This is a genomic window from Brevibacillus sp. FSL K6-0770 (assembly GCF_038000275.1).
In the GTDB taxonomy this organism is placed as follows: domain Bacteria; phylum Bacillota; class Bacilli; order Brevibacillales; family Brevibacillaceae; genus Brevibacillus; species Brevibacillus parabrevis.
Map to the genome: position 1 here is coordinate 2,516,276 of NZ_JBBOBQ010000001.1, position 13,493 is coordinate 2,529,768.

General features: G+C 53.5%; 12 protein-coding genes. All 12 read left to right on the forward strand.

The annotated features are described in order from the left end of the window. The first annotated feature begins 25 nt into the window (after positions 1–25). The 12 genes from panB to NST23_RS12460 all read left to right on the forward strand — a co-directional run bounded on the left by panB (position 26) and on the right by NST23_RS12460 (position 13,450). Positions 26–880: a 3-methyl-2-oxobutanoate hydroxymethyltransferase gene (gene panB / locus NST23_RS12405; protein ID WP_122963554.1), complete on the forward strand. Its 855-nt coding sequence runs from the start codon at positions 26–28 to the stop codon at positions 878–880. Further along, complete coding sequence (panC, locus tag NST23_RS12410) at positions 877–1,740, forward strand: pantoate--beta-alanine ligase (RefSeq protein WP_122963553.1); 864 nt, start codon at positions 877–879, stop codon at positions 1,738–1,740. Before panB ends, panC begins: the two co-directional genes overlap by 4 nt. A 53-nt stretch (positions 1,741–1,793) precedes the next feature. Continuing rightward, on the forward strand, positions 1,794–2,177 hold the full coding sequence (panD, locus tag NST23_RS12415; RefSeq protein WP_122963551.1) for an aspartate 1-decarboxylase: 384 nt from the start codon (positions 1,794–1,796) through the stop codon (positions 2,175–2,177). A gap of 90 nt (positions 2,178–2,267) precedes the next feature. Further along, a complete protein-coding gene (locus tag NST23_RS12420) occupies positions 2,268–3,767 on the forward strand; it encodes a tetratricopeptide repeat protein (RefSeq protein WP_122963550.1) in 1,500 nt (499 codons plus the stop codon). 90 nt (positions 3,768–3,857) lie between these two features. Beyond that, on the forward strand, positions 3,858–6,764 hold the full coding sequence (gene dinG / locus NST23_RS12425; RefSeq protein WP_122963549.1) for an ATP-dependent DNA helicase DinG: 2,907 nt from the start codon (positions 3,858–3,860) through the stop codon (positions 6,762–6,764). Positions 6,765–6,805: 41 nt separating this feature from the next. After that, complete coding sequence (locus NST23_RS12430) at positions 6,806–7,702, forward strand: ComEC/Rec2 family competence protein (RefSeq protein WP_122963547.1); 897 nt, start codon at positions 6,806–6,808, stop codon at positions 7,700–7,702. Between the two features lie 15 nt (positions 7,703–7,717). Beyond that, entirely contained in the window at positions 7,718–8,341 is a 624-nt protein-coding gene (locus tag NST23_RS12435) for a redox-sensing transcriptional repressor Rex (RefSeq protein WP_122963546.1), read from the forward strand. 15 nt (positions 8,342–8,356) lie between these two features. Beyond that, positions 8,357–9,661: an amidohydrolase gene (locus NST23_RS12440; RefSeq protein WP_063226990.1), complete on the forward strand. Its 1,305-nt coding sequence runs from the start codon at positions 8,357–8,359 to the stop codon at positions 9,659–9,661. A gap of 377 nt (positions 9,662–10,038) precedes the next feature. Then, positions 10,039–10,734: a hypothetical protein gene (locus tag NST23_RS12445; protein ID WP_340963741.1), complete on the forward strand. Its 696-nt coding sequence runs from the start codon at positions 10,039–10,041 to the stop codon at positions 10,732–10,734. A 30-nt stretch (positions 10,735–10,764) separates the two neighbouring features. After that, positions 10,765–11,244, forward strand: coding sequence for a cell wall elongation regulator TseB-like domain-containing protein (locus NST23_RS12450; protein ID WP_122963544.1), 480 nt, complete (start codon positions 10,765–10,767; stop codon positions 11,242–11,244). Positions 11,245–11,415: 171 nt separating this feature from the next. Then, complete coding sequence (locus NST23_RS12455; protein WP_287103266.1) at positions 11,416–11,943, forward strand: hypothetical protein; 528 nt, start codon at positions 11,416–11,418, stop codon at positions 11,941–11,943. Next, entirely contained in the window at positions 11,936–13,450 is a 1,515-nt protein-coding gene (locus NST23_RS12460; RefSeq protein ID WP_122963542.1) for an AAA family ATPase, read from the forward strand. Before NST23_RS12455 ends, NST23_RS12460 begins: the two co-directional genes overlap by 8 nt. The last annotated feature ends 43 nt before the right edge of the window (positions 13,451–13,493 follow it).

Below are 13,493 nucleotides of genomic sequence, written 5' to 3' on the forward strand. Positions count from 1 at the left end.
TGGCGCGAAAGAGGAGAAGACGCAAATGACAAAACAAGTCACGACTTCGGACATCCGCAAAAAGAAAGAAGCGGGCATTCCCATCACGATGGTGACAGCTTACGATTTTCCATCGGCAAAGCTGGTAGAGGACGCTGGCGCGGACATGATTCTCGTTGGCGACTCGCTCGGCATGGTCGTGCTTGGCTACGACTCCACGCTGCCTGTGACGATGGACGATATGGTCCACCATACGAAGGCGGTGACAAGAGCGGCCAAACGCGCTTTTGTCGTTTCGGACATGCCGTTTCTCAGCTATCACGGCACGATCGAAGAAGCGGTGAAAAATGCGGGAAGACTAATGCAGGAGGGACTCGCCAGAGCAGTCAAGCTGGAGGGCGGAAGCGAGCTTGCGCCTCTGATCACCCGATTGGTTCAGGCAGGCATTCCGGTAGTGGGACATATCGGCCTGACTCCGCAGTCGGTTCATCAGCTTGGCGGTTATAAAGTGCAGGGACGCGATCTGGAAGCGGCAAAAAAATTGCTGGATGACGCATTGGCTTTGCAGCAAGCTGGCGCTTTTGCGATTGTGCTGGAATGCGTGCCGCAAGAGGTAGCCAAAATGATTGCCCAAAAGCTGGAGATTGCCGTAATCGGCATCGGCGCTGGGGCAGACTGTGATGGACAAGTGCTCGTGTTCCACGATCTGGTTGGTTACGCTTCCCAATTGACGCCGAAATTCGTCAAGCGCTACGCTGACATCGGCACATCCATTCGCGAGGCAGTCGCCACGTACGTCAAAGAAGTCGAGCTTCGTCACTTTCCGGGGCCTGATCACGTGTTTCGTGCATCGGAAGAGACGATCAAGGAGCTGTACGGAGAAGGAGTGACCCAATCATGATTCAAACGATGCAGCAGCTATCCACAATCGAGGATGTGCGCGTTCAAATACAAGCAGCACGGCGGCAAGGCAAGACAATCGGCTTTGTGCCCACGATGGGCTTTTTGCATGAAGGACACCTCAGTCTGGTCAAGGCAGCGAGAGAAAAGTGCGACCTCGTCGTCATGAGCATTTTTGTCAATCCGCTGCAATTTGGCCCGAATGAAGATTTTGAACGGTATCCGCGCGATATCGAGCGTGACAGCCGGATGGCGTCTGAAGCGGGAGTCGATCTGCTGTTCACACCAACTGTCGAAGAAATGTATCCCAAGCCGATCTTGACGACGGTATCGGTAGCGAACGTCACGACACCTTTGTGCGGCGCTTCTCGGCCGGGGCATTTTGACGGAGTGTCGACGGTGGTCTTGAAGCTGTTCTCCATCGTCCAGCCTGACTATGCGTTTTTCGGTCAAAAAGATGCGCAGCAAGTAGCCGTGGTCACGCAAATGGTCAAAGACTTGTCCGTTCCGGTAGAGGTAGTGCCATGCCCGATCGTTCGGGAAGCCGATGGACTGGCGATGAGCTCGCGCAATGTGTATTTGTCCGCAGAAGAACGCTCACAGGCACTCATCCTGTCGCAAAGCTTGCAGCAGGCAGCAGAGTGGCTCGCAGAGGGCAAGCCGCTTGCCGAGATCAAAGAGCGTATCGAGCAAATGATTGCAGCAAAACCGCTGGCAGATATCGACTATATCCAAATTTTGGGTTATCCTGATTTGGAGCCAATCGAAAAAGAGACATCCGGACAAGACATTATCGTGGCGCTTGCTGTCCGTTTTGGCAAGACACGTTTGATTGACAACCTGATCGCGTCTGTCCGTTAATCATACGTGGTAAGCGAAAAAGTTCCATAAGGATGACAAGGGAGGTAATGCCTGTGTTTCGCACTATGATGAAAGCGAAAATCCATCGCGCAACAGTGACAGAAGCGAACCTCAACTACGTGGGGAGCATCACGATCGACAAAAATATTTTGGATGCGCTCGATATTTTGCCCAATGAAAAAGTGCAAATCGTGAACAACAACAACGGGGCGCGTCTGGAAACGTATGTGATTGAAGGAGCGCCAGGAAGTGGCGTAATTTGCCTGAATGGCGCAGCAGCCCGTCTCGTTCAGGAAGGCGATATCGTGATCATTATCGCCTACGCCATGATGACCGATGAGCAAGCTCGTACGTACAAGCCAAAAGTGGCGATCATGGACGAGAAGAACCGGATCAAGGAAATGCTTGGCGAGGAAGTACACGCGACGATCCTGTAGACAAAGCATTTGCCTTTGGCTTTGCGCATAGAGCCACCTGCCTTGTGAGACAATGAAACTACTCATGCCTCACAGGGGGGTGGCTTTTTCGTGAAGATCGAAGACTGGTTTCAGACGTTGCGCACAAAAGCACAGACGATAGAGGAACGGTGGCAGGAAGCATCGGAGCAGGAAAGGCTTCAATTAGCGGATCAACTGTTTTACTTGCGGCAGGTCAGCGATACGGTCGTCGATTTGTGGCTGCAATTTGAAGAGAAGCTGTCCAACGCGATCCGGCACATCAAGCAAATGGAAGGGCAGCTGCCGACAGAGACGCAAGAGGAAAAGGCCAAGCCCGTTTCCTTAAAAAAAGAACCGTTAGCGACGGACCATAAACAGGATGGCCAAAAAGGGACGGCAAGCGAGTCAAAATCCGAGCCGAAATTCGAAGCCAAAGCCGACAAACTGCCGCAAGCGATGCACGCTTACGAGCCTGTATTTCGCCGCGGAGAAGGATTTTACCATCTGCGCATGTTTCAGGACGCGAAAAAGTGTTTTGCCGAGCTGGTGAAAGAAGCGCCGGACTGGGAAAGCGGTCGGCTGTATTACGCTTACAGCCTGTTGTTTTGCGACGACAAGGAAATGGCTTTTCGCGAGTTTCGGCTGTTGGGAAAATCGGCAAGCTCGCCTGCGATCGTGGCGATCAGCAGCAATGCCATCGGCTGCATATTAGCGGAGGAGAAGCAGTGGCTGGAGGCCGTGCAAGCTTTTAAAACCTCGCTGGAAGTAAAGCCTGAGCAGGAGGAAGCCAAGTACAACCTCGCTCTCTGCTACTTGATGGACGGCGATGCCCAGGAAGCGCTCGATGAGATCGAATGTTATTTGCAAAAGCACGAGCAAGATTGGGAGGCGCAGCTGTTATGGCTTCGCGCCGCCAAATTGCTGATGCAGATGGACGAGACGGCAGAGCTTGTTGCCCCATCGAGCCTGACTTTGCCCAACCGCGAGCTCGATAACGAGACGTTGCAGGAAATGGCTCATTTGTACGAAGCTGTGGGCAATTACCACCGGGCACAAGTGTGCTATCATTTTTTGACGGAACGGTTGCCCAAGGAAGGCTGGACGTGGCACGGGCTGGCATGGAACACCTGGCTGATCGCCGGGAGCAAACGAGCGCTGACGCTTGTGAAAAAAGCGATCAGTCTGGCGCCAGAGCAGGATGATTTTGTGTTCAGCTACGGCTGGATGCAGCTGTTTGATGGCAATATCCCGGGGGCCATCGCAGCGTTTCGCGGCATTTTGGCAAAAAACAGCGAAAACCGCCTGGGGCAGTCCGGAATGATCTCCGCTTTTGAAAAAGTCGGAGAGACGCTGGAAGCGAAGCGGTTGGCCAAGCTGTTTCTGGATGATGCGGACCCGTATATCCGTTCTCTTGGGTACTTCCACTTGGGGAGACTGGCGATGGTGGAGGAAAACTGGCGGCTGGCTGAGCAGTATTTCCAGCGAACGTTGCCTCACGCAGACCAGTTTCGGGAAATCCCGCTTTACTTGCAGCTGTGCGCGAGCAAGCTCGGCGCAGAAGCTGTGCAAAACGAGCTTGTGCAGCCGTAATTGCAGTCGGAAGCAGGAATATTTCCCACTGTTGCCGAATGTGAATGAGTGCGGATGACAGGTTCCGCCCAGGTTACGAGGTGACAACGCTTGAATCGATTACTGGTAGTAGACTTTGAAACGACGGGGAGCCATCCGCGGCAGGGAGACAGCATTATTCAGATCGGCGCTGTGGCGATCGACGACGGGCAGATCACAGAATGCTTCTCGACCCTGATTCATCCCGGACAGGACATCCCCCCTTTTATTACGCAACTGACAGGGATCACCAATGAAATGGTGGCTGACGCGCCTACTTTGGAAGAGGTGTTCCCGACATTTTTGCGCTTATTGGATGGACGAGCTTTTGTTGCCCATAATGCAAGCTTTGATCTCCAATTTTTACAAGAAGCCCTGCTGAGCCAGGGCTATTATGCGTTTGACGGATATGTGCTCGACACAGTCGAGTTGTCCCGCTTGCTTTTGCCGATGCAAAACAGCTACAGGCTTGGGGAACTGGCGTCGGAGCTTGCGATCGAGCATGACAATCCTCACCAGGCCGACAGTGACGCGCTGGCAACCGCCCAGCTCTTCTTGCACTTGCTCGATATTTTGCAGCAGTTGCCGCTCGTGACGATTCAACGACTGCAAATGCTCGTATCGTCGTTTCGTTCGGACATCGCGACACTTTTGCGGCAAATGGAAATGGAAAAGCTGGCGGAGCTGCCACAACTGGGCGACGAGCCAGCACGGCAAGCTTCACCGCTGTGGGATATATACCGCCAACTGGCTTTGAAAAAGCGCGAGGAAAAGCTGAAGGCGAGTTTCCAGCGCCCGCAGACGGAACGGAGCTACGGAAAAGCGTTCAGCGAGCAGCTGGAAGAAATGCTGAACGAAAAAGGCCAGATGCATGCCAGCATGAGCGGCTACCAGCGCCGGGAAGCACAGGAAGCGATGATGCACGCTGTCTTCGACGCCATGCAGGAGGGCACGCACCTTTTGGTGGAGGCAGGGACAGGCACAGGGAAGTCGCTGGCGTACTTGCTGCCCGGGATCATTTGGGCGTATCAAAATCAACAGCAGCTTGTAGTGAGCACGAACACGATTCAACTGCAAGAGCAGCTGTTCCATAAAGAGATCGCCACGTTGCAGCAGACACTTCCTTTTGCTTTTACGGCGTCGACGTTGAAAGGCCGGGGCAACTATTTGTGCCTGCGCAAATTCGAGATGGCATTGGAGGAGCCGGTAGAGGGCAGCAACCAGGAGATGCGGCTGGCAAAAGGTCAGCTTCTCACGTGGCTAACGCAGACCGAAACGGGCGATGTGGAGGAGCTGAGCCTGCCTCCGAGCGGACAGCTTTTCTGGCAGCAGGTGAAAAGCGATACAAGCTCTTGCTTGAACCGGGCCTGTCCGTGGTTTAGCCGCTGCTATTATTTTCAGGCGAAAGACCGGGCAAAAGAAGCAGATGTGCTCATCGTCAACCACGCTCTCTTCATCAGCGACTTGCAGGCAGAGAACCGGATTCTCCCGCCGTACGAGGTCGCGATTCTCGACGAGGCACACCATCTGGAAGATGCCGCGACACAGCACTTGGGCAAGCAGCTGACAACGACACAGGTGATGTTTTTGCTTGACCGCGCTTCTGTCGAGGAGGGGGGAGCGATTGCACGCTTTGCCGAGGAAATGCAAAGCTGGCAGCCGTCTGTCCAGGAAGAGCTGAACACGGTTCTTCTGGAGTGCAAGAAGCTGTCTGCGTCTTTGCGCGACAAGGCTCAGCAATGGACGCAGTTTCTGTACGCATGGGCTTCCGAGCGCGCCGAGGAGACGACAGATGCAGGCAGGGAGACGGTGCGGTATCGGGTAGCTTCTTTCACGGGAAAACAAGAAAAAATTCGCAAGGTGACGAAAAAGCTGATCGACGCCATGACAGACTTCGCTTCCAGACTGGAACAGATGCTGAAACTGGTTCCCGTTCCCCAAGAGGAGAAGCCGCCCTTCCTCATCCGCAGCTTGCAGACGGATTTGTTCGGGCTGGTGAAGGAATGGCAAAATGTGATGGAGCTATTGCATTTCTTTTTGCAAGAGCAAGATCCGAACTACGTCTACTGGATGGAGGTCGAGTCGCGCACGGCCCGCAAGCAGGTGCACTTGTCTGCGGCGTTGCTCGATGTCGCGGATTCGCTTGCCGAGCCGCTTTTTTCCCAGAAGCGCAGCCTGATCATGACTTCCGCTACGCTGACGGTCAAAAACAGCTTTTCTTACGTCATGAGCCGCTTTGGCCTCGACAAGCTGCCTGCCGAGCGGGTACGCACGCTGTCGCTGCCATCGCCGTTCCATTACGAAGAGCAGGGGCTGCTATTGATTCCTTCCGATTTTCCGGCGCCGGGAAAAGAAAACGACCAGACGTATCTCGAAGCGATCATCCAAGGCTGTGTAGACGTGGTTGTGGCGTCAAAAGGCAGGACGCTGATTTTGTTCACCTCGCATTCGATGTTGCGGCTGGTGTATCAAGCCATGAAAGAGCGTCTGGCCGGGGAACCGGAGCCGTACACGCTGTTTGGACACGGCATTGACAGCAACAACCGCAGCAAGCTGGTCAGTCTGTTTCGTTCGATGGAACGAAGCGTTTTGCTTGGCACGAGCAGCTTCTGGGAGGGCGTGGACATCCAAGGAGAGTGGCTGAGCAGTCTGGTTATCATCAAGCTGCCGTTCACGCCGCCCAACCACCCGGTTTACCAGGGACGCGCGGAAGCTTTGAAAGCAGACGGAAAAAACGCATTCATGTCGCTGGCGCTGCCGCAAGCCGTCATTTTGTTCAAGCAAGGAGTCGGACGGTTGATTCGTCACCATTTGGACCGGGGCGTTGTGGTCGTGTTCGATACGCGTGTGGTCGAATCCCGCTACGGCCGTTCCTTTTTGCAATCGCTCCCGCCGTTTCAGGTGGAGACAGGCTCCTGGCCGACGCTGCGCGAGCGAATTGAACCGTTCTTACGTATGCAATCCCTGCCAGATTCATAAAATGAAGCAATAGTCTAGCAGGGATTTAGGTGATAAAATAAATGTTATGGAAAAAAAAGTGGGCCTGGCTGCTTCTCGTCGCATGTGTGGCATTGCTATGTTCATGCTCCATCGATACCCATTTGCAGGAAGCCGTTAAGGTGGACGACCCGTTTGCAACCGAGAACGAAGCGGAGTTTACGGGTCTTGTCATCACTTACTGGGCGCTTCCTCATGGAGAAAGCACCTTGGTGCGGATGCCGAGCGGGAAAACCATGCTGATTGATACGGGCAGCGCGGAGGATTGGCCAGCTTTGGCCGCGCATCTTTCCGCTGCGAAGTTGACGCGCCTGGACTATCTGGTCTTGACGAACGATCAGCCTGAACATGCAGGAGGATTCCCTTTTTTACACCAGCAAATCATCATTGATTCCGTCATTGTGCCCAAGCTGATTGCGCCTTCGATCCGCCAGTTCGTTCCGTACGACAAGATCGCGAAGCAAAGAGAACTCGAGGAGAACCAGGAGCTGATTCTCGACACCGACATCACGATGGATGTACTGCTGCCCAGCGAGCCGCTGTTTTTGTCGCCGCAAAACAATTCGCTCGTTTTTGCGCTGACGCATGATCAGTTGCGGTTTTTGTTTGTGAGCGGCATCAACGAACAGGCCGAGGAGCGCTTGCTCGCCCGCCATCCCGAGCAGTTGAAGTCGGCTGTGCTGAAAGTGGGAGACCAGGGCAGCAATCAAGGAACTTCGCAGCCTTTTCTCTCCCGGGTTGATCCTCAGGTCGCCATCATCCAGAGCAATACAGAGCGCGACATGCAAAAAGAGGGCAAGACCGAGGTGCTGGAGCGGTTGGGCGAGTCGTGGGCGGAGACGTATATGACGGGCCGGGACGGATCGATCACGATCTTGTCCAACGGGAAAGATTACAGGGTATTCAAGCAAAAGAAATAGGGGGGAAGACCGAGCGTGGCTAAACACGAAAAGATTTCGGAAGCGGTCGTCCGCCGCCTGCCGATTTATCTGCGTTACCTCAGCTATTTGCAGCAAAACGAGGTAACTACTGTTTCCTCCCAGCAAATGGGCAAAAACTTGGATGTGAATCCGGCCCAAATCCGAAAAGACCTGGCAACATTCGGCGATTTCGGGAAAAAAGGAATTGGCTATGACGTCAATTACTTGGTGGAAAAAATTCGCCAGATTTTGAAGCTGACGGATGAGATACGCGTCGCGCTCGTTGGAGCAGGCCATTTGGGCCATGCGATCAGCAACTACAACGCTTATTTGAAAGATAACATGCGGATTGCGGCCATTTTTGACAATGATCCCGGCAAGCTGGGAAAAGAAGTGGCGGGCATCCCGATTCAGCCATTGAATGAGCTGGCGGACACGATTGCGCAAAGACAAATCAAGCTGGCGATTATCACCGTGCCCGCACCGGCTGCGCAATCCGTATGTGATCAGTTGACTCAAGCGGGTATCAAGGGAATCCTCAATTTTGCTCCTACGACAATTCGCGCGAAAAAGGATGTGCGCATCCACTATGCGGATGTGACTTCCAATTTGCAGAGCCTGGCCTACTACTTAACGTAAGAATGGAGTGTAGTCATGAAAAAGACCATCCTCATCCACGCAACAGTGATTACGGTAAATGAACAAAACGAGGTTATCCACGATGGAGCTGTCGCGTTCGAAGGCGACAAAATCACATATGTAGGCCCTACCCCTGAAGACCTTTCCGATGCAGGCTACGATGAAGTCATCGACCAAAAAGGCGACTTCATCCTGCCTGGTTTGATCAATACACACGGACACGCGGGCATGTCGCTTTTGCGTGGCTATGCGGACGATTTGCCGTTGCAACAATGGCTGGAAGAGAAAATGTGGCCGCTGGAAGCGCAATTTACCGCTGATTCTGTCAAATGGGGAACCCAACTGTCCCTGATTGAAATGATCCGTACCGGAACCACGACATTCGTCGATATGTACGATCATATGGACGAAGTAGCCAAGGCAGTCGATGCATCCGGCATGCGTGCCCGCCTGTGCCGCGGCATGATCGGTCTGTGCTCCGAGGAAGAAAGACAGACCAAGCTGCGCGATGCGACCGCTTTTGCCAAAGAATGGCACAACCAGGCGGATGGCCGTATCACCGTAATGATGGCACCGCATGCACCGTATACGTGCTCGCCTGAGTTTATCAGCCAAATTATTGAAAAAGCGGACGAGCTGTCTTTGCCGCTGCATATCCACATGTCTGAAACGGCATGGGAAGTGGGGCAAAACGAGAAAGATTACGGTTTGCGTCCAGTCGCTCACCTGGAAAAGCTGGGCATGTTCAACCGCCCTACACTGGTTGCCCACGCCGTGCATTTGACGGATGAAGAGATTGACATTTTGGCAAAATATCAAGTGAAAGTTTCCCATAACGTCGTCAGCAACCTGAAGCTGGCAAGCGGGGTAGCACCTGTACCGAAAATGCTGGCAAAAGGCGTGAGCGTTTCGCTCGGAACAGACAGCTCGGCGAGCAACAACAACCTCAACCTGTTTGAAGAACTGAAACTCGCAGCGATTTTGCACAAAGGCGTGAACAACGACCCGGTAGCCGTTCCGGCTGAAGAGGCGCTGCGCATGGCTACTCGCTACGGGGCAGACGGTGTGTTCCAGGCTGATACGCTCGGCAGCATTGAAGTAGGCAAAAAGGCTGACCTGATCGTTCTCGACAGCCACCAGGCGCATTTCCATCCTGCGCATGAGCCGATTTCCCATGTCGTGTATGCGGCAAACGGCCGTGATGTCAAAGACACAATCGTTGCGGGCAAGTTCCTGATGCGCAACCACAAGCTGCTCACCATCGACGAAGAGCGTGCCATCTACGAAGCCAATCGCGTATTCGCTGCGCTGAAACGGTAAAAGGCTCCTGTCTGGTGTGGGACAGGAGTAAGGGAGTGTAGGTGTAGGTAGGGGAATTTGGGTATTACATCGTGCCGTGCTCATTTTCGCCACAGCTCTGTCAGGGGATGATGGCGAAAATGCAGTGTGGGTGTGTGCGACAGTTGACGCAAGGGAGAAGACAGTCCAGCCCAGGAGACGCGGTATTCTTGTAGCAAAAACCCAAGTATGTCAGGAGATGCGTTTTGTTGCGGCGACTTCACGCGCTCACCTCCTTGCGGGTGTATAAGTAGTATGACCGCTTGGCCCCGAGCTATGATTAGCAAGTTTTCCGTGCCGTTCTAAAACCTTCCCGTATAGCATAGGCTATGACAAAAATGGGACAGGGGGAACGCCAGATGTACGTCCGGCCCAAACAGCTGTGGTGGCTGATCCCGATCTTTCTCGGCCTGTTTGGCCTCGGGATGGCGCTCGGCTCTTTTGGTTTGTGGAACCGTTCAGCTGCCGATGCCGGGAATGAACAGGGCTTGATTGGCAAACGAGAGGCGTATGCCGTGCCGCAACTTTTGGAACAGCTGACTCGGTCAGAGGAGCGCTCGTTTCTCGTTTACATGCAGGACCAAGCGCTGAATGGCCGCTATCGGCATGAGACATTCAGCCTGGACGGAGAAATCGGCGGGTACAAGCTGGCCATCAGCCGTAACCAGGAGCAGCCGGTTACCGTAACAATAGACGGACAAGTTCAGGATCATGCAGCACTCCCTTACGCCCTGTTTACGCCGTATGAACACGCTGTCCTGTTGCAAAGCGTGCTGTCATCGGTCGAGCCGCAGACGATCGCCGATACTTCGGGAAGCGACTGGAGCGGTTATCGTCTCACGGTGCCGCCGGAAAAAGTGACATCCTTGTTGGCGATGTGGCTCGGGCCGTCCTTTCCGATCGCTGATATTACCCCTGAGCTTGCCAAAGGGATCAACATCGAATATCAGCTCTGGTATGAGCCTGACACAGGCGCGCTTCGCCAACTGGAGCTGGAAATGCAAATCAGAACCGTGGCGGGGATCAAACAGGACCAGCTTCGTTTCCGATTGTAATGTCAACCGCATAAAGGAGTTACCAAAAACGTGTTAGTGAGAATTATCGTGGGAGTAATCGCCGCGCTGTTGTTGACAATCGCGGGATTCGCCTATCATTTGACTGCTTCCGTAGCAGGAGAGCGCACGCAATTCGATGCGACCGTACGTGAGTGGGTGCAGACGAGGACGACGATTGCCGAAATCGAATCCATCGACGAATATCGCGGTACGGAAAGCTATGCCGTGGTGATCGGGAAGAACAAAGCCGGTACGCCTGTAGTAGCCTGGATGACCGCAGACAAAGTATCGTTTGATCGCATGGATCTTGCCGTTCCGCGCAAAAATGTGGAGGATGCGGTAAACAAGGCTTTTCCGAAGTCCGAGATTACCCATATCGTGCCCGGACTTGAAAAGGACAAGAAGTTTTGGGAAGTGACCGTGAAGGATGCAAACGGTCGCTATCATTACTTGCACTATGACTTGTTCAGTGGCGCCCTGCTCGCTTCTTATGTATTGTCGCCTACCTGATTGCTTGTTTTGACCCAGAGGGTATATACGCTCGTGACAGGTCTTTTCCTTGTTGGAAAAGGCCTGTTTGGCATGCCACCCAACATCTGTATAAAAAATTGATATACTCATGTGATATACTGGGTTCGTTGACAAGAGAGAAAATGAGAACGCGATATGGGGGGACTAGCTGTGCAGTTGAAAAAAAGTGCAATCGGGTTGTCCTTGCTGGCGACACTGGCTCTCCTGTTTGGAGGATGGTTCTTGTATCAGAAGATGGAGATTGAAGAGCCGATCCGTACAGAAGTCAGCCAGATGCAATCAGCTACACTCAGTAATTTCCATGTAGGCAAAGATAAAATTCAAATAGATGTAAAAGTGACGAATCCGCAGGCATTTCCGGCGGAGTATCGCGATCTGGTTGCGCGAACGAAAAAGATTGCGGGCGACAAGCAAGTCGCTATCGTGGTAGCGAATCAGTCAGAGGCTATGACAGAGGTTTGGAAAAGCGGCCAGTTTATTTTCACCGAAGCGCTGGACTTGCATCAATACAGCCGCATTCCTGCCTTGATTGCGGAGTGGAAACAGACGAACAAGCTCGATGCGGCAGATGCTTTTATGGATGACGCAAACATCTACGTTTATTTGAAAAAAGGAACGGAGGACTTTTATACGATTGTTCCCCGTTCCGAGGCAAAAGAGGTGACGGCTCGTGGGTAAAGAGGTACTGATCGGCGTCGTTCCTGCGATACTCGTTTTTCTTGTGTTTCTGGGCGTGAATATCACACCGTTTATTTTGTTCGCCGCCGTGCTGGGGGCGATTTATTTCCTCGTCATCCGTCAGCAAAACGGTCAGGGCGGCAATGTGGCGCTCGGCGGCAAACGGAAGCAGAACAAGCACGAGATTCCCAAGTCGGACGTGCAGTTTGCCGATATCGGCGGTCAGGAACGCGCCAAAAAAGAGCTGAAAGAATCGCTTGATTTTCTCGTCTACAAAGACAAGATTGAGCAATACGGCATTCGTCCGATCAAAGGCGTGCTGCTGACCGGGCCTCCTGGTACCGGGAAGACGTTGATGGCAAAAGCGGCAGCGAACTACACCAACTCTGCCTTTGTCGCGGCTTCCGGCTCGCAATTCGTGGAGATGTATGTAGGTGTCGGAGCGCAGCGTGTCCGTGAGCTGTTTAAAGAGGCGAAGACGATGGCCGAGAAAAACGGACAGGACAGCGCGATTATTTTTATCGATGAGATTGATGTTGTCGGCGGAAAAAGGGACGGGCAGCAACAACGGGAGTACGACCAAACGTTGAACCAGCTGCTGACCGAGATGGATGGCGTAGCGACGAGCGAGAAACCGCGCATTTTGGTCATGGCGGCAACGAACCGCAAAGACATGCTGGATGCCGCGTTGCTTCGACCAGGACGTTTTGACCGGCACATTACGGTAGATTTGCCTGACAAGCCTGCGCGCGAGCAGATTTTGACCATCCATACAGCAAACAAGCCGCTGGGCGCGGATGTGGTGTTGGAAAAGGTGGCGCAGGAGACGTTCGGCTTCTCGGGAGCGCAGTTGGAAAGTGTCGCGAACGAGGCAGCGATTTACGCCATGCGCGACAAAAGCGACAAGATCATGGCCAAGCATTTTGCTTACGCCGTAGACAAGGTCATGCTCGGAGAAAAAGTCGACCGCCAGGCTTCCGAGGAAGAGAAAAAGCGCGTCGCCTTGCATGAATTGGGACATGCGATCATCAGTGAGGTCGTGCGTCCGGGTTCTGTCTCGCAAGTAACGCTCAGCCCGCGCGGCAAAGCGCTCGGCTACGTTCGGCAAAATCCGATGGAAGACCGCTATTTGTACACAAGGGACGCTTTGGAGAAACAGATCATGGTCAGCCTCGCCGGAGCAGTAGCAGAGGAAATCTACTACGGCGGCCGCAGTACCGGCTCCAAAAACGACTTCGAGCAAGCGCTGGGCATGTCTCAGGAAATCGTGTCAAGCGGGATGTCGGACCTCGGGATTGTCCATCTGCAATACGTAGACAAAACGAGGATTCACGATGAGGTAGAGCGACTCTTGTCCCGTTTGCTGGAGGAGACGCACCGCTTGCTTCGCCAGTATGATGCGGTGTTCCAGACTGGTCTGGGCACGCTGCTGGAAGCAGAAGTGCTGCAAGGAGATGAATTTAGGGCGCTCTTGTCCCAAACGAGACAGGAAGCGGCTGTATCGTAATCAAATCGCGACGAAAAACCTGCTAGACAGCAACTGATGTTGG